20 protein-coding genes are annotated in these 21,239 nt (G+C 54.7%); 7 read left to right on the plus strand and 13 right to left on the minus strand.

Translation table 11 applies throughout. The annotated features are described in order from the left end of the window. The first annotated feature begins 19 nt into the window (after positions 1-19). The 5 genes from ACSEXS_RS08495 to ACSEXS_RS08515 all read left to right on the plus strand — a co-directional run bounded on the left by ACSEXS_RS08495 (position 20) and on the right by ACSEXS_RS08515 (position 3,605). On the plus strand, positions 20-721 hold the full coding sequence (locus ACSEXS_RS08495; protein ID WP_438432729.1) for an amidohydrolase family protein: 702 nt from the start codon (positions 20-22) through the stop codon (positions 719-721). Next, complete coding sequence (locus ACSEXS_RS08500; protein WP_438432730.1) at positions 718-1,392, plus strand: YdcF family protein; 675 nt, start codon at positions 718-720, stop codon at positions 1,390-1,392. The genes ACSEXS_RS08495 and ACSEXS_RS08500 overlap by 4 nt, the downstream gene beginning before the upstream one ends. Positions 1,393-1,480: 88 nt before the next feature. Then, a complete protein-coding gene (locus ACSEXS_RS08505; RefSeq protein WP_438432731.1) occupies positions 1,481-2,056 on the plus strand; it encodes a TetR/AcrR family transcriptional regulator in 576 nt (191 codons plus the stop codon). Positions 2,057-2,339: 283 nt separating this feature from the next. Continuing rightward, entirely contained in the window at positions 2,340-3,191 is an 852-nt protein-coding gene (locus tag ACSEXS_RS08510) for an SDR family NAD(P)-dependent oxidoreductase (protein ID WP_438432732.1), read from the plus strand. A gap of 90 nt (positions 3,192-3,281) precedes the next feature. Beyond that, on the plus strand, positions 3,282-3,605 hold the full coding sequence (locus tag ACSEXS_RS08515) for a putative quinol monooxygenase (RefSeq protein WP_438432733.1): 324 nt from the start codon (positions 3,282-3,284) through the stop codon (positions 3,603-3,605). A 203-nt stretch (positions 3,606-3,808) separates the two neighbouring features. Here the strand turns inward: ACSEXS_RS08515 and ACSEXS_RS08520 are convergent, their stop codons facing one another. Further along, positions 3,809-4,156, minus strand: coding sequence for a winged helix-turn-helix transcriptional regulator (locus ACSEXS_RS08520; RefSeq protein ID WP_438432734.1), 348 nt, complete (start codon positions 4,154-4,156; stop codon positions 3,809-3,811). 176 nt (positions 4,157-4,332) lie between these two features. Here ACSEXS_RS08520 and ACSEXS_RS08525 point away from each other — a divergent pair, with 176 nt between their 5' ends. Continuing rightward, entirely contained in the window at positions 4,333-5,079 is a 747-nt protein-coding gene (locus ACSEXS_RS08525; protein WP_438432735.1) for an SDR family NAD(P)-dependent oxidoreductase, read from the plus strand. Positions 5,080-5,404: 325 nt separating this feature from the next. On the opposite strand, the gene ACSEXS_RS08530 is transcribed toward ACSEXS_RS08525, so the two are convergent. From ACSEXS_RS08530 to ACSEXS_RS08555, 6 genes are all read right to left on the minus strand, one after another. Further along, positions 5,405-5,740 (minus strand): hypothetical protein, encoded by a 336-nt coding sequence (locus ACSEXS_RS08530; RefSeq protein WP_438432736.1) that lies wholly within the window; start codon positions 5,738-5,740, stop codon positions 5,405-5,407. A 169-nt stretch (positions 5,741-5,909) separates the two neighbouring features. Next, a complete protein-coding gene (locus tag ACSEXS_RS08535; protein ID WP_438432737.1) occupies positions 5,910-6,380 on the minus strand; it encodes a YdeI/OmpD-associated family protein in 471 nt (156 codons plus the stop codon). A gap of 296 nt (positions 6,381-6,676) precedes the next feature. Then, positions 6,677-7,657, minus strand: a complete 981-nt coding sequence (locus ACSEXS_RS08540; protein WP_438432738.1) for an aldo/keto reductase — start codon at positions 7,655-7,657, stop codon at positions 6,677-6,679. A gap of 611 nt (positions 7,658-8,268) precedes the next feature. Beyond that, the gene (locus ACSEXS_RS08545) at positions 8,269-9,246 is read right to left on the minus strand and encodes an NADP-dependent oxidoreductase (protein ID WP_438432739.1); all 978 of its coding nucleotides are present in this window, start codon (positions 9,244-9,246) and stop codon (positions 8,269-8,271) included. 105 nt (positions 9,247-9,351) lie between these two features. Then, entirely contained in the window at positions 9,352-9,669 is a 318-nt protein-coding gene (locus ACSEXS_RS08550) for a helix-turn-helix domain-containing protein (RefSeq protein ID WP_438433113.1), read from the minus strand. Positions 9,670-9,684: 15 nt separating this feature from the next. Then, positions 9,685-10,308 carry an AraC family transcriptional regulator gene (locus tag ACSEXS_RS08555; protein WP_438432740.1) on the minus strand — a complete coding sequence of 208 codons (624 nt, stop codon included), beginning with the start codon at positions 10,306-10,308 and terminating at the stop codon, positions 9,685-9,687. A gap of 401 nt (positions 10,309-10,709) precedes the next feature. On the opposite strand from ACSEXS_RS08555, the gene cls reads away from it, so the two are divergent. After that, entirely contained in the window at positions 10,710-12,158 is a 1,449-nt protein-coding gene (cls, locus tag ACSEXS_RS08560; protein ID WP_438432741.1) for a cardiolipin synthase, read from the plus strand. 124 nt (positions 12,159-12,282) lie between these two features. On the opposite strand, the gene secA2 is transcribed toward cls, so the two are convergent. The 6 genes from secA2 to ACSEXS_RS08590 all read right to left on the minus strand — a co-directional run bounded on the left by secA2 (position 12,283) and on the right by ACSEXS_RS08590 (position 21,150). Next, positions 12,283-14,565 carry an accessory Sec system translocase SecA2 gene (gene secA2 / locus ACSEXS_RS08565; protein WP_438432742.1) on the minus strand — a complete coding sequence of 761 codons (2,283 nt, stop codon included), beginning with the start codon at positions 14,563-14,565 and terminating at the stop codon, positions 12,283-12,285. Between the two features lie 147 nt (positions 14,566-14,712). Beyond that, on the minus strand, positions 14,713-15,054 hold the full coding sequence (locus ACSEXS_RS08570) for a metal-sensitive transcriptional regulator (RefSeq protein ID WP_438432743.1): 342 nt from the start codon (positions 15,052-15,054) through the stop codon (positions 14,713-14,715). A gap of 80 nt (positions 15,055-15,134) precedes the next feature. After that, positions 15,135-15,344, minus strand: a complete 210-nt coding sequence (gene copZ, locus ACSEXS_RS08575) for a copper chaperone CopZ (protein ID WP_438432744.1) — start codon at positions 15,342-15,344, stop codon at positions 15,135-15,137. Positions 15,345-15,464: 120 nt separating this feature from the next. Then, positions 15,465-17,900 (minus strand): heavy metal translocating P-type ATPase, encoded by a 2,436-nt coding sequence (locus tag ACSEXS_RS08580; protein ID WP_438432745.1) that lies wholly within the window; start codon positions 17,898-17,900, stop codon positions 15,465-15,467. 143 nt (positions 17,901-18,043) lie between these two features. Continuing rightward, entirely contained in the window at positions 18,044-19,768 is a 1,725-nt protein-coding gene (locus ACSEXS_RS08585) for a methyl-accepting chemotaxis protein (protein ID WP_438432746.1), read from the minus strand. Between the two features lie 197 nt (positions 19,769-19,965). Then, positions 19,966-21,150, minus strand: a complete 1,185-nt coding sequence (locus ACSEXS_RS08590; protein ID WP_438432747.1) for a DUF4097 family beta strand repeat-containing protein — start codon at positions 21,148-21,150, stop codon at positions 19,966-19,968. Positions 21,151-21,239: the final 89 nt, after the last annotated feature.

A 21,239-nucleotide genomic window follows, 5' to 3' on the forward strand; every position in this document is an offset into this window, starting at 1 on the left:
GGCGAAAGAAGATACTATTGTGGTTTTGGCATTGAGCTTTGGCTTGGAGGTAATCGATTTTTTGGGTGGGATTGACAACTTTATCAAGACAATAAATGTTTATCATGACGTTTATGCGCCTGAGACAAACTTCTATCCAGAATTATCGCTGGGGCGGGAATGTGATGTAAATGAAGCTTATGCGAGAATGGATGAGATACTGGAAAAGAAATGGTTTAAATCCATTGATATTTGCGGCAATGAACTTGCTCAACCCATCCATAATTTTCAAAGAATCTACAGAAAGGCTCGGGGGTATGGCTTAAGACTGAAAGCTCATGTTGGAGAATTTGGAACAGCCGATGATGTAAGAGAAGCGGTTGAATTTTTAGAGCTATCCGAAGTGCATCATGGAATCACGGCCGTCCAATCTAAGGATGTTATGAGATGGTTGAGAAACCATAGAATCCAACTTAATGTCTGCCCAACGAGCAATGTAATGCTTAAAAGAGCAACATCTTATGATCATCATCCAATCAAAGAGCTTTATGAAAATGGCATACCCGTAACGATCAATACGGATGACTTGCTTATCTTCGACAGCTCAATATCGGAGGAATATCTGAAGCTGTATAATCAGAAAGTATTCTCGGTCGCCGAGTTAGAACAGATTCGGCAAACTGGATTGAAGTCTTACGAAACGAATGAACGAACCCTAAAGATGAAAGGCGGAAATGAATGAAGATCCCTAAGTATCCCGATGTTCCAGTACTGACAGTAAACCAAATTGAAGAACTGACAAAAATAGTATTCTGCAGTGAGAAAGAACTCAAAAGCGCTGATCTTATTTTCATATTTGGTAGTACAGATCCAGGGGCTTATCATAAAGCACTGGATGCCTATAACAAAGGGCTTGCTAAGGAGATCCTAATCAGTGGCGGAACATCGGGGTTCGGATTGAAACATGAGAGTTGGATGGAAGGGGAAAAACCAGAAGCACAAGCAATCTTTGAAAAACTCGCAATGAATGGTGTGCCTGAAGAACGAATGCATATAGAAAATAAATCCCGTAATAGCAAAGAAAATGTTCTATTTGCCAAAGAAATTTATGATTTCTCTCAAGTAAGAAGTTTAATATTCGTTTCAAAATGCCATGCAGCTGGCAGACAATACAGAACGTTAAGAAAATACATAGAGGGCCAACTTGAGATTGCTCCATACTCCTATGAGTCAAAATTGAATAATAGTATTTATATCAATCAGTTTAACTGGATGGACTATCCGGATGGCAGATCAATTGTGTTTGGAGAATATTTAAGGATTTTATACTATGGCTGGAAAGGTGATATCGAAGCAGTTAAGGGAATTATAGAAGGACTGGAGAATCCAATAAAGAATTTAATCGAAGGCTAAATTAAGATCGGGTAATGCTGTAGACAACGGAGAACCGTTTCATATCTAGGGTGTGGACATACTCATATAGCACTGCTATAATGGATGCATGAACACATATGATAAAATATTGGCGGCTGCCCTTAAGGTACTCGAAGAGGAGGGCGGAGCCCAGTTTTCGACGCGTGCCGTAACTGCGATCGCGCAGGTTACGGCACCTACGCTCTACCACCATTTTGGCAATGCCGATGGACTCCTGAGTGCAGCAATTGTGGAAGCGTTCAAACAGTTATTTGAAAGCAAGATCGCCGCTGTGGAGTCCAACATTCCGGAGATGGCTCTTCGGCAAGGATGGGATGACTATGTTCGCTTCGCGGCAGCCCGTCCTCGGATTTATGCGGCGATGATGGGGCGGTTGCTCGAGGGCGCCCATATCGAGGCTGCAGATCAGTCGTACCAAGCACTGGTGCAAAATATTCAGAGAGTCGCCGCCGAAGGCAAGCTGGCTGTGTCGACCCAGGCTGCGGCAGATCTGGTCTGGGCTTCCGCCAATACGGCCTCTTGGCTGTATGTGACGGCCCAAATTCGCAAAGCGCCCCCACCCCAGCCCGACGTCGTTGACCTCATTCGGGAAAGCGTGATGCAGATCATTTTGATCCCAAGTCCGGACGCTGATTCAAACTGAGGGATTCGATGACAGAACCTTAAGACTCCAGGCAAAGCCCCCGATTTAGGGGCTTTGTTTTTTTTATGATAGAGGTGAAGCTTCAAAACAAAATAAAGACGCATATGAAAGATCGCCTATCCAACCTGGTCCTCCAGGAGGCCGGCGATCTTTTTTCAGACCGCAAAACAACACTTCGAAAAAATATAGCACCGCTATAGACAACTCAGTATAGCGGTGCTATAATATCGATATAGCGGTGCTATACAGTGATCCATATCTTATCCAACTTAGGAGGGGTACTATGTCAATCAATACTCAAGAACTTGTCGTCGTCACAGGTACGTCCAGCGGCATCGGCAGGGCTACCGCCGAGCAGCTCGCCTCTGATGGATTTCACGTTTTGGCGGGGGTTCGTCGTCAGGAAGACGCCGACAAAATCAAACGCAAAAATATCGAACCGGTAATCGTCGATGTTTCCAATATTGACACCCTAAAGGCACTGGCCGAACGGGTGGAGCAAGATCCGCTTGGTCGTCCTGTGCGGGCTGTGGTCAACAATGCCGGCATCGCCGTTAATGCACCTCTCGAGATGGTTCCGCTCGATGAATTTCGCCGCCAGATCGAAGTCAGTGTAATCGGACAGGTCGCGGTTATTCAGGCGCTTACCCCGGCCTTGCTGAACAGCGGCGGACGCGTAGTCAATATCGGTTCCGTTGGCGGCAAAATCTCGATGCCCGGTTTCGGAATCTATTCGGCTGCAAAGTATGCGATGGAAGCGATCAATGACAGTCTCCGCAGAGAGATGTCCTCGTTCGGACTCAAGGTTATTATGATTACTCCGGGGGGTGTCAGCACTAGTCTGTCGGAGAAAGGGATTACGACAGCCGATCGGCTGTCCAAGTTGATGACGCCCGATCAGCACAGCCGCCATGATCGTCTTTTTGACGCCGTGAAGGCTCAGGCTGAATCGTGGGCAACGGACGGTATCCCTCCTGAGAAAGTGGCAGAAGTGGTTTCACGGGCAATCCACGCAAGTAAGCCGCGCACCCGCTATACGGTCGGTCGCGATTCGGCACTGCTGACCCGACTGGTGCGTATTCTTCCTGACAAACTCCTCGATCGGATGCTCCGTAGCCAGATGAAGCTACAGTAACGGGAGAAGGAATGAAGCCACAAAAACAGTTTGAACATGCTGCGCCGTTTAGATGTGGTTCGTTAAGTATTTAAATTAGGAGGGATTAGCATGAACGATATAAAGAATGGTTACGTTACTGTACTCTGGGAGGCGAAAGCTAGGGCAGGGAGAGAAGCCGAGATGAAGGCATTCATGACGGCTGCCATCACCCCGTCGCGCAACGACCTGGGCAACATGGACTACGAGGCTCACGAGGTAGAAGGCCAGCCTGGCACATTCATCATCTACGAACGCTGGGAAAACCGGGATGCTCTCGATCGGCATCTGAACGCTCCCCGGATGCAGGAACTGGTGCCCCAGCTCTTAGAGCTGATGGAGGGATCCATTGAGGAAGGGATTCGACTCCTGCAACCGTTCCGCCCAGCGCAGTAAAATGCATCACCGAGGGGCTAAAGGAACGGGATGGAACCCTCAAGTACACTATGGAAGATGAAAACTAATGTGACTAATCCTTTTCGCGGAATATGGACAGGTACTATTTTCCATTCCATTGTAAAGGATTTTTCTTTTTGTGCAGCACATAAACATAGAAAATGATGAAATTTCTAAGATCATTCATGCAACGCTAGTGATTATTAATCAACTTTCAAAATTTGCACTTCTCCTTCAGTGAATGTTTTATCGGCATAACCGTCACCCCATTGACAAAGGGCTCTTAGAATCGGTTCAAGCGATTGCCCAAGCTCTGTGGTCGAATATTCGACCTTCGGAGGGACCTGATTAAACATTTTTCTGCTTACAAGTCCATCAGCTTCCAATTCTCTAAGCGTTTGGATAAGCATTTTTTGAGTTATATTGTGTACTAGTCGCTTTAACTCACTCGTTCGTTTTGGACCATGTATCAAATAATATAGAACTAGCCCTTTCCATTTCCCCCCAATTACCTCCAATGTAACTTCAAGGCTACAATAATAAACTTTCATGTAGTAAACTCCTCCAGTTTCAATTATTACTTTTTAGTTACTATATAACAAAAAAGTGGGTACTTCTATTATTATTACTTTTGATACATAATATCATTTGTGGGAAGTTATTAACAGTTTTTTTGAAAAAAAGGCAGTCAAGAGACAAAAATTAACCTTACAAGGAGAGTCATAACATGGGAAAATTTAATGGAAAAGTAGCGGTTGTAACAGGGGGTACTAGCGGCATCGGTCTTGCAACAGCGCAGAAGTTTGCAAAAGAAGGTGCACATGTTTTTATTACAGGACGCAGACAAAGTGAACTTGATTCAGCGGTGAAGTTGATTGGAGATAATGTAACCGGTATTCAAGGTGACGTTTCCAATCTGGCGGATTTAGACAGTCTGTTCGAAGCAGTGAAGCAAGAGAAAGGACATTTGGACATCCTCTTTGCAAATGCTGGGCTTGGGTCATTCCTTCCATTGGGTGAGATTACAGAAGAACATTATTACAAAACATTCGACGTTAACGTAAAAGGAACGATATTCACGGTTCAAAAGGCGTTGCCCTTGTTTCCGAACAATGTAGGTTCGATAATCATAACCGGGTCCACGGCTGGTTCCGTTGGAAATCCAGCGTTCAGTGTCTATGGCGCATCAAAGGCAGCAATAAGACAGTTAATTCGCAACTGGATTCTTGATCTAAAAGGAACTGAAATTCGTGTAAACGTCGTTAGTCCTGGATCCGTTCATACACCGGCTTATAATTACTTATTTGGAGCCGAGGTAGAAAAATTCCTTGAACATGCCAAGACCGTAACTCCACTAGGCAGAGTGGGAACATCTGAAGAAATTGCAAATGCTGTAATGTTTCTTGCCTCTAATGAAAGCAACTATATAAATGGAATTGAATTGTTCGTGGATGGCGGAGCTGCACAAGTGTAGTTCGGAGGTATACCACGAAGATGAATTAATGGCGGGAAAGTCTAACTGTAATCTCTCTTTTGCTTCAATATTGTGGGGAGGATTAACTAATGAGCAATGTTATTGATCTTATGAAGAGACATCTCGAAATTTGGAGTAATACAAACCATGAAAGCCGTAGAAAGGCAATCAACCAACCGTGATTTGCATAGTATCGAGATGAAGCCAATTGGCTACCTTAAAAACGCGAGACAAAACTTCAAGTTTTGTCTCGCGTTTTAGTTTTAGTTGTAGTAAGTTGTATTATCGCAGAAAGCTATCAAGGTATAATTTAGGCTACCAAAACTCATTTGCTCAATTTGCGCTTTTTGCTCATAAAGAGTTTCCGGAAATATTCGGAACGGGAGAGAGCAGAGCCATTCTTTATGCTGTCGTCAATAAAAAGCCATTCATGAGCCGGAAGGGTAATCGATACCTTAAGCGTGAGCAAACGGCCGACTTGAACGCGGTAGGTAGGCAGTAGCAAATCGTGACGAGTTTTAAGCTTTCGAGATCGCATTCCAATATTCGTAATCTGAGCAGCCAGAATGTGCGCATTGCGATCACGCAGACGTTTGACAAAGCTTCGGGAAGCCGTAATAATGGCGTCGAGCTCATTGCGAAGCAGAATTCGTTGATCCATGAAAATCAAACCTCCGAACGGGAAGTAACAAATGGGGGTAAAAGTTCCAAAGGCCTGAACTCAGCAGAATCGCCGAGCTCAGGCCACGTAAAGAAAGTCGTATATACATATGTATAAAATACGAGTTTTGCGAACATGTATGTCGGAAATGCCGTTTACCGTCGAAGTCCTATCGAATTTCATCTTCAACTGCTGCTGCATTCAATTTATGAATTAAGGCTTGAATTCGGTTGTTTTTGGTTTCTTCTTTTTTGGCAGCTTCAATAAAGTTGATCTGTTCCCGCTTCAGGTAATCGGGCTGTCTCAGGAACGCATTCAGACCGCGCTGTTCTTCAAGGATTGCTGTCAGATAATCCGGCACCGCAACCGTGCGATTCGTCTCGCATTTCTGTAAGCTCACATGCAGTTGGTCCCCGAGCTGTTTCTGTACCGAGCTTCGAATCCGTTCATTATAAACCAAATAATGCCCATTTTTGGACGGCAATAACGTGTGCTCAAACTCATGCCCGTCCACAACGATTTGAACCGGTACTTTGCCGTTTGTGTGGAATACTTCTTTTGCTGAGTATGGGAAATAAATCACATTCCACTTTATCTTACCGTCCAGCCGTTTGATTTCGCTATCAAATTCATAAACCATTGGACTCACGCTCCTGTAAGCTCATATCAAAAAAATACCAAGCCATCTTCCCCGTTTCTTCAACGTACTCTGCCATTTCTTCTTTCGTAGGATAGTCAGAACACTCCTGATCCTTCTGCCGCCTGAACCAAAATTTCATACTGGTTACAGCAAAACAAACCCCTCTCGATCTTAGCATGCGATTGGCAAATTTGTGAATCCCTTCCGACCAGCAAAAAGAGCCCCCGTCCAAGGGGCTCCTGTGGGAATGATTGTAGGTTCACCGCTCTTGGCGGGTCGGCCGAATGATCAATCGCTTATAGGGCACCTACGACGCGGTGAGGCACATACGGTTCCTCCAAGAATGCGATCTCTTCCGCTGTCAACGAAACGGCAAGTGCGGCTGTCGCATCTTCGAGATGAGAAAGTTTGGTTGCCCCGACGATAGGAGCGGTGACGGGATGCTTATGCAGCAGCCAGGCTAAGGCGATTTGCACGCGGGGAACGCCGTGCTCCTTGGCCAGCTCCGCCAGCCGCTCGACAATCAGCCGATCGGTATCCGCCGTCGCATCGTATTTCGATTTGGCCACTTGGTCGGTGTCGGAGCGATGGGTTGTCTCGCCCGGTTCGCGCGTCAGTCGACCGCCGGCCAACGGGCTGTAAGGAATCACCCCGATCTTTTCTTCCCGGCAAAGGGGGAGCATCTCCCGTTCCTCCTCGCGGTAGATCAAATTCAAATGATTCTGCATCGAGACGAAGCGGGTCCACCCATGCTTCTCTGCTGTATACAGCGCTTTTTGGAACTGCCAGGCGTACATGGCCGACGCGCCGATATACCGCGCTTTTCCGGCTTTCACTACATCATGCAGAGCCTCCATCGTCTCTTCAATGGGAGTGTCGTAATCCCAGCGGTGAATCTGGTACAGGTCCACATAATCCGTTCCGAGCCGCTTCAGGCTTTTGTCGATTTCGCTCAGGATGGCCTTCCGGGACAAGCCGCCGCCGTTCGGTCCCTCCTGCATCCGGCCGTGCACCTTCGTCGCAATCACGATTTCATCGCGGTCGGCATACTCCTTTAAGGCCCGCCCGACGATTTCCTCGCTTGCTCCACGGGAGTACACATTGGCCGTATCAAAGAAGTTGATGCCGAGCTCCAACGCTTGTTTAATGATCGGACGGCTCTGCTCTTCGTTCAGCACCCACGGATGAACCCAGCGCGAGGCATCGCCGAAGCCCATGCAGCCGAGGCAGATCCGCGAGACCTCCAAGCCGGTATTTCCTAGACGGGTATATTGCATGGAAAGATCCACTCCTTCTCTTCTTTGTAGATCAGGCGATTGCTTTGCCTATTCTAAGTGTACAGTCTGGAGTTAACTCCAAGTCAAGCGGCAGTCGGAGTTTATTTTGGGGGCCGTAACTCGTGTACCCACGCAAAAAACGATCTATCCTGTGAATTTGCCCGAACTAAGCTTAGTGCGGCCCGTTCACCTTTCAATCACAATGGAAAAAGCTTGGACTTATTAAAAAACATAATATATATTATGTAAACTTAAGATGGGCTATTTCAACTTTGATTTCAGCTTTTTCAGAGTCGGCGTGACCTAATTCTATTACTAGCTCTAATTCTGGAATCTTTTGAGATCTCCTCAATAAATTTGCCCCCTCTCAGCAAGGCGGCTTTTCTAAAGTATAGATCAACTTGCCAAAAGAGATATGACTAATGCCCGGGGCCCGAACGACTTATTCGTGCGAGCCCCCTTTTCGTTATAACCCCGCGATCAGCTGTTAAAGCAGTGCCCCTTGCAGCCTCACCGAGGTGCCTAGACGTGATCGGTGCGAGAGGAACGTCAAGCGAGACCGACGTACCGGTATGGCCCCGTCTGGCCGGGGAAAATCATACGTCCCTGCATCAGTCGCCGGCAGGCAGGAGAACCAGTTTGCCATGGGCGTGTCCGCTCTGACCGATGTCAACAGCTGTACGCCACTCGTCGAGGGCGAAGGTCTGGGCGACCGGGATGATGAACTTGCCGTCCGCGGCATGCTGGGCAAATTCGCCGATAACGTCATAACGCGGGGGTTGGCTCTCTGTGAAGGTAGTACGGACTCCGAGTCCGGCTGCTGCGGCGAAGTCGCTAATGGTTAGAACACGGCGGGGATCACCCCCGGCGATCTGGATCAGATCGGGCAGTACGCCGCTGACCGGTGCGGTGTCCAAGATCAGGTCCACCGGCTGCCTGGCCAGCTCGGTCACCCGCTCGACCAATCCGTCACCGTACGAGGTTACCTCCGCTCCCATCGTACGAAGCCGGTCGGAGTAAGTAGCACCTGTGGTAGCGACCACGCGGGCGCCGCGCATGAGGGCAATCTGGACGGCAGCGAAGCCGACCATTGTGCCGGCCCCGTGCACCAGCAGGATATGCTCCGATGTCACTCCGAGGCTTTCAATGCTCCGGTAGGCAGTCTCGACCGCCAGTGGCAGCGCCGCAGCCTGAACAAAGTCGAGTCCTGCCGGGATAAGGGCCCAGTGGTTCAAGATCGCTCGGTCCGACGCGCCGGCGCTCGAGCTGCCGGCGAAGTCGACAGAGCCCAGAACGGCATCGCCGATGGCGACTTCGGTGACGCCGTCACCGACTGCGTCCACAATTCCGGACACATCCAGCCCAATGCCGCGGGGCAGATTACCGGGATATAGCCCTCTACACAGGGCCCAGTCGGCCGGATTCAGTCCGCAAGCGCGCACCGTTACGCGAATGCGTCCGGGGCCCGGGTCAGGGATCGCTGTCAGTTCCATGCGCAGGACATCGGTCGGTTCACCGTAGTCGTGGAAGCGGATCGTCCGCATGGTGGCCGGGGTGGATGCGTGATTGTTCATTTCGATTCCCTCCATTTTGTTTGAGTAAATAGGATAAAGTCATTCTAGCATCCGCCCCATCCATAGGTGTGCCTATTCTTCGTCACTTTTTGCCCAATCCTACGAATCGGATTCGGAATTTCAATCGAGTCTATAGGTAGGCTTGCGAAGTCTGGCGATATCCCGGCTTGGCGGGTTTCCGAAAAAACGGCTGTAATCGCGGCTAAATTGGGAGTGGCTTACATATCCAACCAACCGATAGACGGTAACCGTGTCCAATTCGCCCGCTGCTAGCAGACGCCTTGCTTCGTGGAGACGCAGCGCTTTTTGGTATTGCAGCGGGCTCATGGAAGTGGCCGATTTAAAATGTTCATGGAAAGAGGACACGCTCATATGGACCAAATCGGCCAAGTCTGCAATCTTGATTTGTTGCGAGAAGTTGTCACGAAGCCAGGCAATAGCTTTGGCAACCCGCTACAGACTCGAATCCGCTACTCCTAATTCAGCAACGTGAACACCGACCGGACTGCACAGAAGCCTAATCAAAATCTCATCCATCACAAGCGGAGCAACGAAGTCGGCGGCCATGGAGTCCGACTGACATTCGATCAGCCTCGTCACTGCGTTAATCATGCTCAAATCAGCGTTGATGACATAACCTGCGCTTCTACGGCGGACGGAAGGCATGCCTTGGGAATATACTTTTAGGACTAATTCGGCGATTCTTTGTGGGTCCAAATCCAATCTAAGGCCTAAGAACGGCTCGGAAGGGCTGGCTTGAGTGATTTGTATACGGGCTGGAAAAGCTAAGGGAGCAACGAAAATACTGGACTTCGTGTACGTGTATACATCCGGTCCCACGGTAATTTTTTTTGTGCCTTGTACGGCGAAGCCTATGGAGGGGGTGTAGATGGTATATTGACCCTCTGCATAGATTCGAGAAGTGCGGCCGATATATAATCCGGGGATACGCCCGTCAAAAAGACCGTCAGTTGGAGCGTACGTATAGATCAATCGCGCGATCCGGGCCATTTCCGCCTCATGGACTCCTTGGGTGTCACCTGATACATTAGAAACCGCGCATTTTGGTATCTTCATATCAACCAACTCCTGTTAACTCAGACCTTTTGGCAGGCTGAAAGGTTTACTCAAGGTGATTTATATTATTAAAATAACACATAGTTTCGGTTCCCATTCCAGATTGTGCCGATCGTTTCGTATCCCTGCATACAGTGGTTTGACTGGTCTGCCATGATAAATCAAAAAACAGGGATCATTTATAAAGTCCGAGCACTATTCCCGGCAATCGCTTCACTCTTTCTGCTGAGGGTCCGACCCTTGCTGCGATTCGCCTTGTGAATTCAAACTCCCTACCCATCGGGACGGTTTCTTCGTGTGTCCCTAGAACCAATGACTTCCGTTTCTTGTCGATTCGGAGGTATAATAAGACAATTCGGCAGCATATCGATTATACCCCCAAAGGAGTCGTACCGTTTCCCATGAACTGGACCACCCTGTTTCTCGGCTTGATCCTCCTGCTTAACCTGATCTTTGCTATTATTGTCGTGTTCCAGGAGCGCAAGGATGCCGGGTCAACCTGGGCTTGGCTGCTCGTGCTGTATTTTATCCCGATTGCCGGGTTCGTGCTCTACCTTCTCTTCGCCCAGAATTTCCGTCGGACCCCTCTCTTTCATTGGGACAGCCGCGAGAAGCTCCGGCTCGAGGAAGCCGTGGTCGCTCAATTGGAGGAAATCCGGACCGGCGATTACAAATTCCAGAACCCGTCCTCCTTCCACAACCGCGATCTGATCTACATGCTGCTGAACAACAATCACGCCGTCCTGTCCGAGACCAACCGGGTCGATCTGTTAGTCGACGGCCACGAGAAGTTCGATCAGCTCTTCAAGGATATCCAGGATGCGCGCGAGTACGTTCACGTGCAGTATTACATTTTCCAGAAGGACTGGCTGGGCCAGAGGTTCATCGACCTCCTAACGGAAAAAGCCCGCCAGGGCGTCCGGGTTCGCGTTCTCTATGACGAGCTTGGCTCGCGGCGCCTGAACAATAAGTTCTTTCAGGCTTTTCGCGAAGCGGGCGGTCAAGCCCAAGCCTTCTTCCCGTCGCGGCTTCGGCTGATCAACATGCGGCTCAACTATCGCAACCACCGCAAGCTGGTCATCGTAGACGGCCGGATCGGCTATGTCGGAGGCTTTAATGTCGGCGAGGAGTACCTGGGCCTGGACCCCAAATTCGGGTATTGGCGCGATACGCATCTCCGCATTCAAGGACCCTCGGTGTTCTTCATGCACTGCCGCTTCATGCTCGATTGGAACCAGGCCGCACCCGATAAGCCGTTTCATTTCTTCCCGGAGCTGCTGCCCGCCCAACTGGCGGAAGGAAGCGCCGGGGTGCAGATCGTGACGAGCGGTCCGGACTCCGTGTGGGAGGTCATCAAGGACGGCTATATCAAGATGATCTCGTCCGCCAAGCGGTCGATCTACATCCAGACTCCGTATTTCATTCCCGATGCCAGTATGATGGATGCGTTGCGAATCGCCGCCCTCTCCGGCCTGGATGTGACGCTGATGATCCCGGATAAGCCCGACCACCCGTTCGTCCATTGGGCCACCCTCTCCTACATCGGCGAGCTGTTGAAGGCTGGAGCCCGGGTCTACTTGTACGAGAATGGGTTCATCCACGCCAAAACGCTGGTGGTCGACGAGGAAGTGTCCTCGGTGGGAACGGCCAACATCGATGTCCGGAGCTTCCGGTTGAATTTTGAGGTTAACGCCTTTGTCTATGACGAGGTGTTGGCCGCAAAGCTCCTGCGCTGCTTTCAGGCGGATATCGAGGATTCCCGGCTGCTCACGCTGGACCAATACCGGCGCCGCCCTTACCTGATGAGGATCAAGGAATCCTTCAGCCGCCTCCTCTCGCCCATTCTTTAGCGACAAACCTTCGTCAAAAAGCCGCCGACCCGCCCTTCTTGTGTAAGCAAGGAGCGCGGGTCGGCGGCTTTGTGCTTGTAGCTCGCTGTCCGGGTTTAACGAGTTTCGGCTTAGTCGAATCGGCTCAGTCGAAGATGGAACGCCGGGTCAGCAGGAACAGGTCGTTGACGACATAGGTCCAGGTGGAATCCGGCTTCTGGGGACCGTTTCGCTCGGGATCGAAATCTGCAGATGGCCGCAGGTTCTTCAGATAGCGGACGGTTTCCTCTTCGATCTTGCCGGGCAGCCCGGTGAAGGCTTGGATCAGGTTGACGTTGAACTCGTCCAGCGGGTTGCGGTTGCTCAGGCTGCTCAGATGGACGCTTTCCTTCAGATAGTTAACGTAGTCCAGATGGTCCGCCCAGCACTTGTCCATGTAATGCAGAGCGGCTAGCTTCTCGAGAACCGCGAGCTTCGATTCGCCGAGGGTTCCCCGCAGCCGCTCATAGTCGGACGGTTCGTAGACGGACAGCGGCGAGGACACGACCCGGTCCATCAGCACGTCCTCCCGCTCGCCGCGGAAAATGCGCCGCTGCTCTTCGAGCAGGTCGGAATACGAATTGAGGTTCTTGCGGGCCTCGAACTGCTGGCCGTTCGCCACCCGCTGGATATGCTCCAGCTTGCGCTCCAACGCCGGGGTGTTCACCGGCTCGTCCCGGCGGCGTCCGGCCCACTCCTTCGGCAGCTCGTCCGCCAGGCGGTAGCGGACCAGCACCTCGTCCTCCAGGCTGACGAGAAAGCGGGTGGTGCCCGGGTCGCCCTGCCGTCCGGCGCGGCCCCGGAGCTGGTTGTCGATGCGCAGGCTCTCGTGCAGATGCGTACCGATGACGTACAGGCCGCCGAGCTGCCGAACCCGCTCCATCTCGCCGTTCTTGCCTGCGCCGAGCACGATATCGACGCCGCGGCCGGCCATGTTGGTGGAGACGGTCACCGCTGCAAGCTCGCCCGCCTGGGCGATGATGCCGGCTTCTTCGCGGTCGTTCCGGGCATTCAGCACCCGGCAGACGATGCCGGCCGCCTGCAGCAGGGCGCTGAGCTGCTCCGATTCCTCGACGCTGGCCGTCCCAAGCAGGACTGGACGGCCCGTTGCGTGAATGCGAACCACCTCTTGGACGATGGCCTGCCGCTGCGCCTCCGCATGCGTGAAGATCAGCGGCGGCAGGTCTTCGCGGATATTCATCCGGTTAGGCGGGATGACGACGACCTCCAAGGAGTACGTCTCCTTAAACTCGTCGGCGGAGGTGAGCGCGGTGCCGGTCATTCCCGCCATGGACGGATACAAGCTGAGGTAATGCTGCAGCGGGATGGTGCCGAGCATCTGCCCGCGGCTCTGCGGGGCGAGGCCTTCCTTGGCTTCGACGGCGGCTTGCAGCCCATCCGGCCAGCGCCTGTTCTCGGCCAAGCGTCCAGTGGCCGCATCGACCTGGCGGGCTGCGCCGTCTTGGACGATGTAGTCGACATCCCGCACAAGCAGCACCTTGGCGTGCAGCGCGCAGTTTAGCCCGGTCAGCTCCGCCAAGTGCTCGGAGGCGTACAGGCTGCCGATGCCGAGCAGCTGCTCCGCCTTGAGCGAGCCTTCGTCGGTTAAGAACACGTTGCGCTTGAACTCATCGGTATCGTAATCGACGCCCGGCTCCAGCGCCTCCGCGATCTCCGCCATTCGGGCGGAAGCCCCTCCCTCCGCCGGTTTCGCTCCGGCGATGACGAGCGGGATGCGGGCTTCGTCGATGAGGATCGAATCGGCCTCGTCGACCAGCACATAATGGAGCGGGCGATGCAGCAGCTCTTCGGGCTTGCGGGCAAGGCCGTCCCGCAGGTAATCGAACCCGGCTTCTTTCGCCGTGACATAGGTAACATCCGCCGCATAGGCGGCGCGGCGCTCCTCCGGTGCGGTATGCGCCTGGATCGAGCGGACGGTCATTCCGAGCAGCTCGTAGACCGGCCCCATCCAGCGGGCGTCCCGCTCGGCCAGGTAGTCGTTGAAGGTCAGCACATGCACACCCTGTCCGCTTAGGGCGCGCAGGTAGACGGCGAACACGGCGGCAAGCGTCTTGCCTTCGCCCGTCTGCATCTCGACCAGCTTGCCAGCCGCAAGCGCCGAGCCGCCCAGAATCTGGCTGTCGTACGGCTTGATGCCTAGCTTGCGCGCAGCGGCTTCGGCCACCAGGGCGAAGGCCGGCACCAGCAGCGCGTCGGGCTCTTCTCCCGACCGGGAGCGCCGCTTCAGCTCCTCGGACATGCCGCGCAGCTCGGCGTCGGTCTTGCCGGAATAGTCCAGACCGCGCACCTCGCTAACCAAACGGGTATACGCCTTCAAGCGATGCTGGCGGAGGGTCTGATCGATGCGCTCGCCAAGTTTACCGAACAAGGGCATAGCAAGGCTCCTTTCTCCGTGCGAAATGGAAATCGATTCTACTCTAGTACGCGAAAGCTGCGGCTTCGTTGCAAGTTTTGCTTATTTCAAGAGAAAAAGCAGCCCTTCTCGGACTGCTTGCCGTCTTCCCGCAACGATCGGTTATTTCATCAGCTTGTGGATGGTGACGAGCAGCTCGTCGATTACTTCTTGGTCGCCTTCCTGCAGCCGTTCGGTCACACAGCTCTTCATGTGGCCTTCCAGGAGCAGCTTGCCGACGCCGGACAGGGCCGCCTGGATCGCGCTGATCTGATTCAGCACATCGTCGCAGTAGGTGTCCTTCTCGATCATGCCCTTGACGCCGCGCACTTGGCCTTCGATGCGGTTCAGCCGCGACATCAGGTTGCTCTTCAATTTATCGTTGTGATGGCTCTTGCGAACCCCCGACTCATCCGCATGGGAGCAGGCTTCGCTATCCGTCGCTTCCACTTCGATCTGTTCCATGGAGGTTCCTCCTTATCCGGCGGGGAACGGGGAAAGCCAGGGCGCCCTGCCCCGGCTCCCATTCGGCCGATTCCTTCCTTTTACCCTACCACATCATAGCCTTGCTCTTCAATGGCCGATTTCAAGGCATCCACGGTAACCTGGCCTTCCGCATAATCGACGGATACCTTCTTGTCGGCCAGCTCGACCTTCACCTTTTCCACGCCGGACAGCTTACCCAGCGCCTTCTCCACCGTTTGTACGCAATGGTTGCACGACATGCCTTCTACCTTCAATACCGCTTGTGCCATGATTCGTCATCTCCCATTTCATTTAGTGAGTGTCATCTATGCAAACCCTCTGTCGAGGAAGGATGCCGGGTTGTTGCGCAGATCTCCGGATTCATCGGGATTCATCGGGATTCATCCGGGTTAAAGCTTGATGCGCTTCAGCCGCAGGGCATTCAGGACCACCGAGACCGAGCTGAACGCCATCGCGGCTCCCGCTACCCACGGAGCGAGCAGCCCCGCCGCTGCAACCGGAATGCCGATGGAGTTGTAAAAGAACGCCCAGAACAGGTTCTGCCGGATGTTGCGCATGGTCTTGCGGCTCAGCTCAATGGCGTCGGCAATGCTGCCGAGATCGCCGCGCATGAGCGTGATGTCCGCCGCCTCGATGGCGACATCGGTTCCGGTGCCGACCGCCATGCCGATGTCGGCCAGCGCCAGCGCCGGCGCATCGTTGATGCCGTCGCCGACCATGGCCACCCGCTCGCCGCGGTCCTTCAGCTTCTGCACTTCGCCGGCCTTGTCTTCCGGCAGAACTTCGGCCAGCACGTCCCGGATGCCGACCTGGCGGGCGATAGCCTCGGCGGTGCGCCGGTTGTCGCCGGTGATCATGACGACCTTCAGGCCGAGCCCCTGCAGGCGGCGGACCGCATCGAGCGACGATTCCTTGACGGTATCCGCGACGGCGACGGCCCCGGCCGGTCGGCCGTCCACGCCGATCAGCATGGCGGTCTTGCCTTCGGCCTCCCACCGCTCCATCGCCGGTTCGAGCAGCTTCGCATCCATGCCCTCCCGCTCGAACAGCTTGCGGGTGCCGATGTGAAGCGTCCGGCCGCTCACCTCCGCCTTCAGGCCGAAGCCGGGAATCGCTTCGAACCGGTCGGAGGGCGTGACCTCCAGCCCCTTGTCCTCGGCTCCCTTCACGATCGCCTCGGCGAGCGGATGCTCCGAGGCCCGTTCCGCGCTCGCGGCAAGGGCAAGCAGCTCGTCGCCGTTCCAGCCTTCGAGGGAGAGAACGTCCGTCAGCTCCGGCTTGCCCTTGGTGAGCGTGCCGGTCTTATCCAGGATGACGGCCGTCAGCCGGTGCGCCGTCTCCAGGTGCTCGCCGCCCTTGATTAAGATGCCGTGCTCGGCTCCCTTGCCGGTGCCGACCATGATCGAGGTCGGCGTCGCAAGCCCCAAGGCGCAGGGGCAAGCGATCACCAGCACGGCGATGCCGTTCTCGAAGGCGCGGGTGAAATGGCCCGGGTCGATGACGAAGAACCACAGCAGGAAGACCAGCGCGGCCAGGCCGACCACGACCGGCACGAAGACGCCGGAGATCTTATCGGCGAGCCGCTGAATCGGCGCCTTGGAGCCCTGCGCCTCCTCGACGATCCGGATGATTTGCGCGAGCGCCGTGTCCTTGCCGATCTTGGCCGCTTCCATGACGAGCGCCCCGTTCTTGTTGATCGTCGCTCCGATCAGCGGATCGCCGGGCTTCTTGTCGACCGGCAGGCTCTCGCCGGTCAGCATCGATTCATCCACGGCGGTCGTTCCCGACAGCACGGTGCCGTCGACGGGAATCTTCTCGCCGGGCCGGACGCGGATCTGATCGCCGACCTTCACTTCCTCTACCGGAATGACCACATCCGCGCCGTCGCGGATGACGGTGGCATTCTTCGGGGCGAGGCCCATCAGCTTCTTGATCGCCTCGGAGGTGCGGCCCTTGGCGAGCGCCTCGAACCACTTGCCGAGCAGGATCAGGGTGACGAGGATGACGCTGACTTCAAAGTACACCTCCGGCATCTCGTTGTGATGCGCCGCGGCTCCGGCGAAGCGGAACGTCTCGATGACGCTGTAGACGTAAGCGGCCGAGGTGCCGAGCGACACGAGCACATCCATATTCGCGCTGCCGTTCTTCAAGGCCTTGTAGGCGCTGCGGTAGAACGGCCAGCCGATCACGAACTGAACCGGAGTGGCGATGGCAAATTGAAACCAGACGTTGGTGAACAGCTCCGGCACGTACAGGCTCAGGCCGAAGTGGGCGAACATCGCCCAAAGAAGCGGAATCGAGAGCACGGCGGAGACGGCGAAGCGGAGCTTCAGCATCCGCAGGTGCTTGTCTTGTTCCCGCTTCTGGCCTTCCTGGGTGGTGTGCGGCTTGGCCTTGTAGCCGATCGTCTCGATCCGGCCGATCAGCTCCGGCACTGTAATCTGGCTTGCGTTATAATGGACGGTGGCGCGCTCCAACGCCAGATTGACGGTGGCCTCCACGCCCGGCTGCTTGTTCAACACCTTCTCGATCCGCGTCGCGCAGGCCGCGCAGGTCATGCCCGAGATGTCCAGCTCCGCTTTCTCGCGGCGGACGCTGTAGCCGAGATCGGCCACCTTATGCTCGATCGCTTCCTGGGTGACCGCCGTGGAATCATAGACCACCGACGCCTTCTCCGTCGCAAGGTTCACGTTCGCTTGGCTCACGCCGGGAAGCCTGCTGAGTCCCTTCTCGATGCGGGTGGCGCAGGCGGCGCAGGTCATGCCGGAGACGCCGAAGGTCAACTGCTGCCCGGCTGGGGTGCTGTCCTTGGCTTGATTTTGCATTTACGATACCCCCCTACCCTATATTTGATACCCTTATGGTAGCACCAATGAGAATCGATTTCAAGCCCAAAACACAAAAAAAGGAAAACGCCCGGCCGCATGTTCGCGTCGACAGAGAGTTTTCCACCAATAAGGCTATTCCATTAAGCGATTCTGAATTTACCGAGCGTCGTCTGCAATTGTTCGGCAAGCGAGGCGAGCGCCATGGCCGAGCTCGCGATCTCTTCCATCGCGGCAAGCTGTTCCTCGCAGGTGGCGGATACTTGATGCGTCGCTTCGGCTGCCTGGTCGGCGGCGCTCTTGACCTCCGCCATCATGCCGGAGAGCTCCCGGCTTCCGCCGTCTACGGTCAGCACCGAAGCGCGGGCTTCATTCAGCTTGCGGGAGACTTCGGTGACTTTGGTCTGGATCAAGCCGAGCGCGGCGATGATCCGTTCGGTCATCTCGGTACCGGCAATGACCGCTTCCCGGTCATGGGTGATCCATTCCTTGGCTTCGCGGGTATCGTCCTGGATGACTTTGACAATCTCCGCCACCTGCTGGGCGGACGAGGCGGATTGCTCCGCCAGCTTGCGGATCTCCGTCGCGACCACCGCGAAGCCGCGGCCGCTCTCGCCGGCGCGGGACGCCTCAATGGCGGCATTCAGCGCAAGCAGATTGGTCTGCTTGGACAGGTTGCTCATAATCTGGGCGATTCCGCCAATCTCCCCGGAGCGCTCCGCGAGCTGACCGATCGACCGGAACGTCTGATCGGTCGACTTCATGACCTCCTGCATCTGCCGCAGGACCTCGCTGCCCGCTTCATAGCTCCGGTTCGCTTCTTGGGCGGCGAGCTGCATGCTCTCGACGGCATCCGCCGACAGCTTGGACATCTGGACGATTTCGTCCGCCATCGTCGCAAGCGTATCGGAGGTGCGGCGCACGAGCGCCGTCTGTTTTTCTGAGCCGTCGGCCAGGTTTTCCGTCAGCGAGCCGACATGCTCGGTGGAAGCGCTCGTCTCTTGGGCGATCGCGGACAGCTCCTCGGAGGAGGCGGCAACCTGGTGCGAGACGTCGCTGATGCTGCTGACGATTTGGTGCAGATCCTCGTTCATCTGATTGACGCTGTGCGTCAGTCGGTCTACCTCGTCCCGTCGGCCTGCCGGGAGCGAGGCCGTGGTCAAGTCCCCTTCGGTAACATGCTCCAGCTTATCTTCTATCCGGCTGAGGCGGCGGGTGATCCGTCGGGTGTACAAATACGAGAACAGGCCGGCGAGAACGACAACGACCAGCTCGATGAGCAGTATCTCATGCAGGGAATCCTTCCAGGAGTTGTCGACCACGTTCTTCAGCTTGGGGTCTCCCAGGAAGAGCATGCCGATGGTCGATCCATCCTTCGCCTTAATCGGCTTGTAGGCGGAAAAGATCGTCAAATCGGCCACTTTGGCATCGCCGTAATGGTTGTTCCCCTTGACCAGCACTTCATCGACGATTTGCGAAGAGGCCTTCGTGCCGGTGAGGCGTTTGCCCGATGCATCCTTCACCGACGTCGCAATGCGCGTATCGTTGAAGAAGAGGGTGGCGAGGTGGCCGCTCGTTGCGGCAACCGTGTCCATCACTTCGTTGTTATCGTTCATCAGCGTGCCGCCCTTGAACAGCTTGCCGTCTTTAACCTCCCAGTCTCCCGGGTACTTCGAGTCGAACATGGCGCTTTCCAGATTGAGCATTTCCCCCATGGATCGGATCGCGTCGGCCTTGACTTGGTCCTTCTGACCCTGAATCACGAAGGCGCCCATCGTTAAGACCGTTAAGAGAACAAGTCCCAATGATAACAAGAATACCTGCCTGCCAATCCCGAAGCTTCTCCAACCCGTCTTCTTTTTCCCCATACGTTCCCCGTCCTCTTAATCAACGTTTCCCCAGTTGTGGTGTCATCCGTGGGTGCCCTCATTATAAAGCAGAATCCGTTCAGAATCGACATGAATTTCACCGGATGTCAAGGAATAAGGAAGGATCCAGATGTTGGAAGGGAAACGGAAGCGAAAGGAATGCTTCGTCAGACGAGGCTTGGTTGTTCCGAACGGACCTAATCCTGTTTAAGCAGAGACAACCCGGCGAGCGCCGAAGCGCGGACGCGATAGGTGCCTTTGCCCAGGGTGCCCGTCACTTGCTGCCGCTTGGCGGATAGCGGCCAGTCGGTTCTCGCCTTGCCGAGTCCCGTCTCGCCCTCCACCGTGACATCCTGCCCTTCGGGCCAGGCGAGGGTCACGCTGCCGGCCGACGATTCCACATCCCAATCGCCGTGCACCTTCGAGCTTTCCACGCGGACGGTGCCCGTCGTGACCAAGGCTTTGACGAACGAGAATACCTCTGAAGCGGACAGACGGCCGGTCGTCAGCTCCACGTTCAAAGGCCCGTTGATCCGCTTCGCGACGATCTCCCCGTTGACCGCGGTGGCCTGAACTCCTTGTTTGGCATCGCTGATCTCAATTTTTCCGTTTACGAGGCGGAGCACCGCTTCTCCTTCCAGATGCTTCGCTTGAATGCGGCCGTTCTCGGTCGACAAGTCGACCCGACCGCCGGTATAGCCGTCGACGCTAAGGTCGCCGTTCACCTGCTCCGCCTGCAGAAGAGCCGTCATTTGCCTGGGAAGCGTAACGGTAAGCAGGAACCGGGGGGGATGAAGCGAGGCGGTTCCCTCTCCGTCGCTGAAAGTGGCTATTTCCAGCACGCTGCCCGAAGTTACCCGAAGTCCCGTCCGATCGGCGAGGGTCTTCGCTTCCTCCCGGCTCTTGTGATCCACCACGACGGTGACGTTAACTTCAACCTCAGAGACGTCTCCTTGCTTGAACGTGATCCCGCCGTTCCGGTTGGAGAATCGGATCTTCTCCGTCGTGTGGGCCAGCGGAATTTTCTTCTTCCCATGATCGAACGACCAAGAAGTGTACTCCGCATGTCCTCCGTTTATCGCTACGGGTAGATCGCTCAGGGAATCCAAGGCTGTCTGCGCTCCATCCCTAGCAGAAGAGACGGCGGCAAGCGCCCCGCCCGCCGCTTCCTTGGCGGCTTCCGCCAGCGAATCGACCGTCTGATCGATCGCAGCTTCAGCCGATTCGTCCGGAGGCGTCGCTGTCGGTGACGCCGTTGCCCGCGACGCCGCTGCCGGCGAGTTTGCAGATAACGGATCGCGCTCTCCTCCTTCTCGGCTTGTCGTACAGCCGGAACTCATGAGCACCATGCATAGCAGCAGAGCAAATCCCGTGTTTTTCACAGCTCCATCCTCTCCCGTCCTTGTTCTTGCTCCCATCTTACCTTTCCGCCATGAGAAGTTCATTACAAGCGGATTAGAAATCGCTGAAA

The organism is Gorillibacterium terrae (assembly GCF_051594785.1).
Classification (GTDB): Bacteria; Bacillota; Bacilli; order Paenibacillales; family NBRC-103111; genus Gorillibacterium.

What these genes read in the sequence shown, in the direction of transcription:
- ACSEXS_RS08500 (WP_438432730.1), top strand. Translation starts at nt 718, where the DNA reads ATGAAGATCCCTAAGTATCCCGATGTTCCAGTACTGACAGTAAACCAA.
- ACSEXS_RS08505 (WP_438432731.1), top strand. Translation starts at nt 1,481, where the DNA reads ATGAACACATATGATAAAATATTGGCGGCTGCCCTTAAGGTACTCGAA.
- ACSEXS_RS08510 (WP_438432732.1), top strand. Translation starts at nt 2,340, where the DNA reads ATGTCAATCAATACTCAAGAACTTGTCGTCGTCACAGGTACGTCCAGC.
- ACSEXS_RS08515 (WP_438432733.1), top strand. Translation starts at nt 3,282, where the DNA reads ATGAACGATATAAAGAATGGTTACGTTACTGTACTCTGGGAGGCGAAA.
- ACSEXS_RS08520 (WP_438432734.1), bottom strand. Translation starts at nt 4,156, where the DNA reads ATGAAAGTTTATTATTGTAGCCTTGAAGTTACATTGGAGGTAATTGGG.
- ACSEXS_RS08525 (WP_438432735.1), top strand. Translation starts at nt 4,333, where the DNA reads ATGGGAAAATTTAATGGAAAAGTAGCGGTTGTAACAGGGGGTACTAGC.
- ACSEXS_RS08530 (WP_438432736.1), bottom strand. Translation starts at nt 5,740, where the DNA reads ATGGATCAACGAATTCTGCTTCGCAATGAGCTCGACGCCATTATTACG.
- ACSEXS_RS08535 (WP_438432737.1), bottom strand. Translation starts at nt 6,380, where the DNA reads ATGGTTTATGAATTTGATAGCGAAATCAAACGGCTGGACGGTAAGATA.
- ACSEXS_RS08540 (WP_438432738.1), bottom strand. Translation starts at nt 7,657, where the DNA reads ATGCAATATACCCGTCTAGGAAATACCGGCTTGGAGGTCTCGCGGATC.
- ACSEXS_RS08545 (WP_438432739.1), bottom strand. Translation starts at nt 9,246, where the DNA reads ATGGAGGGAATCGAAATGAACAATCACGCATCCACCCCGGCCACCATG.
- ACSEXS_RS08555 (WP_438432740.1), bottom strand. Translation starts at nt 10,308, where the DNA reads ATGAAGATACCAAAATGCGCGGTTTCTAATGTATCAGGTGACACCCAA.
- cls (WP_438432741.1), top strand. Translation starts at nt 10,710, where the DNA reads ATGAACTGGACCACCCTGTTTCTCGGCTTGATCCTCCTGCTTAACCTG.
- ACSEXS_RS08570 (WP_438432743.1), bottom strand. Translation starts at nt 15,054, where the DNA reads ATGGAACAGATCGAAGTGGAAGCGACGGATAGCGAAGCCTGCTCCCAT.
- copZ (WP_438432744.1), bottom strand. Translation starts at nt 15,344, where the DNA reads ATGGCACAAGCGGTATTGAAGGTAGAAGGCATGTCGTGCAACCATTGC.
- ACSEXS_RS08580 (WP_438432745.1), bottom strand. Translation starts at nt 17,900, where the DNA reads ATGCAAAATCAAGCCAAGGACAGCACCCCAGCCGGGCAGCAGTTGACC.
- ACSEXS_RS08585 (WP_438432746.1), bottom strand. Translation starts at nt 19,768, where the DNA reads ATGGGGAAAAAGAAGACGGGTTGGAGAAGCTTCGGGATTGGCAGGCAG.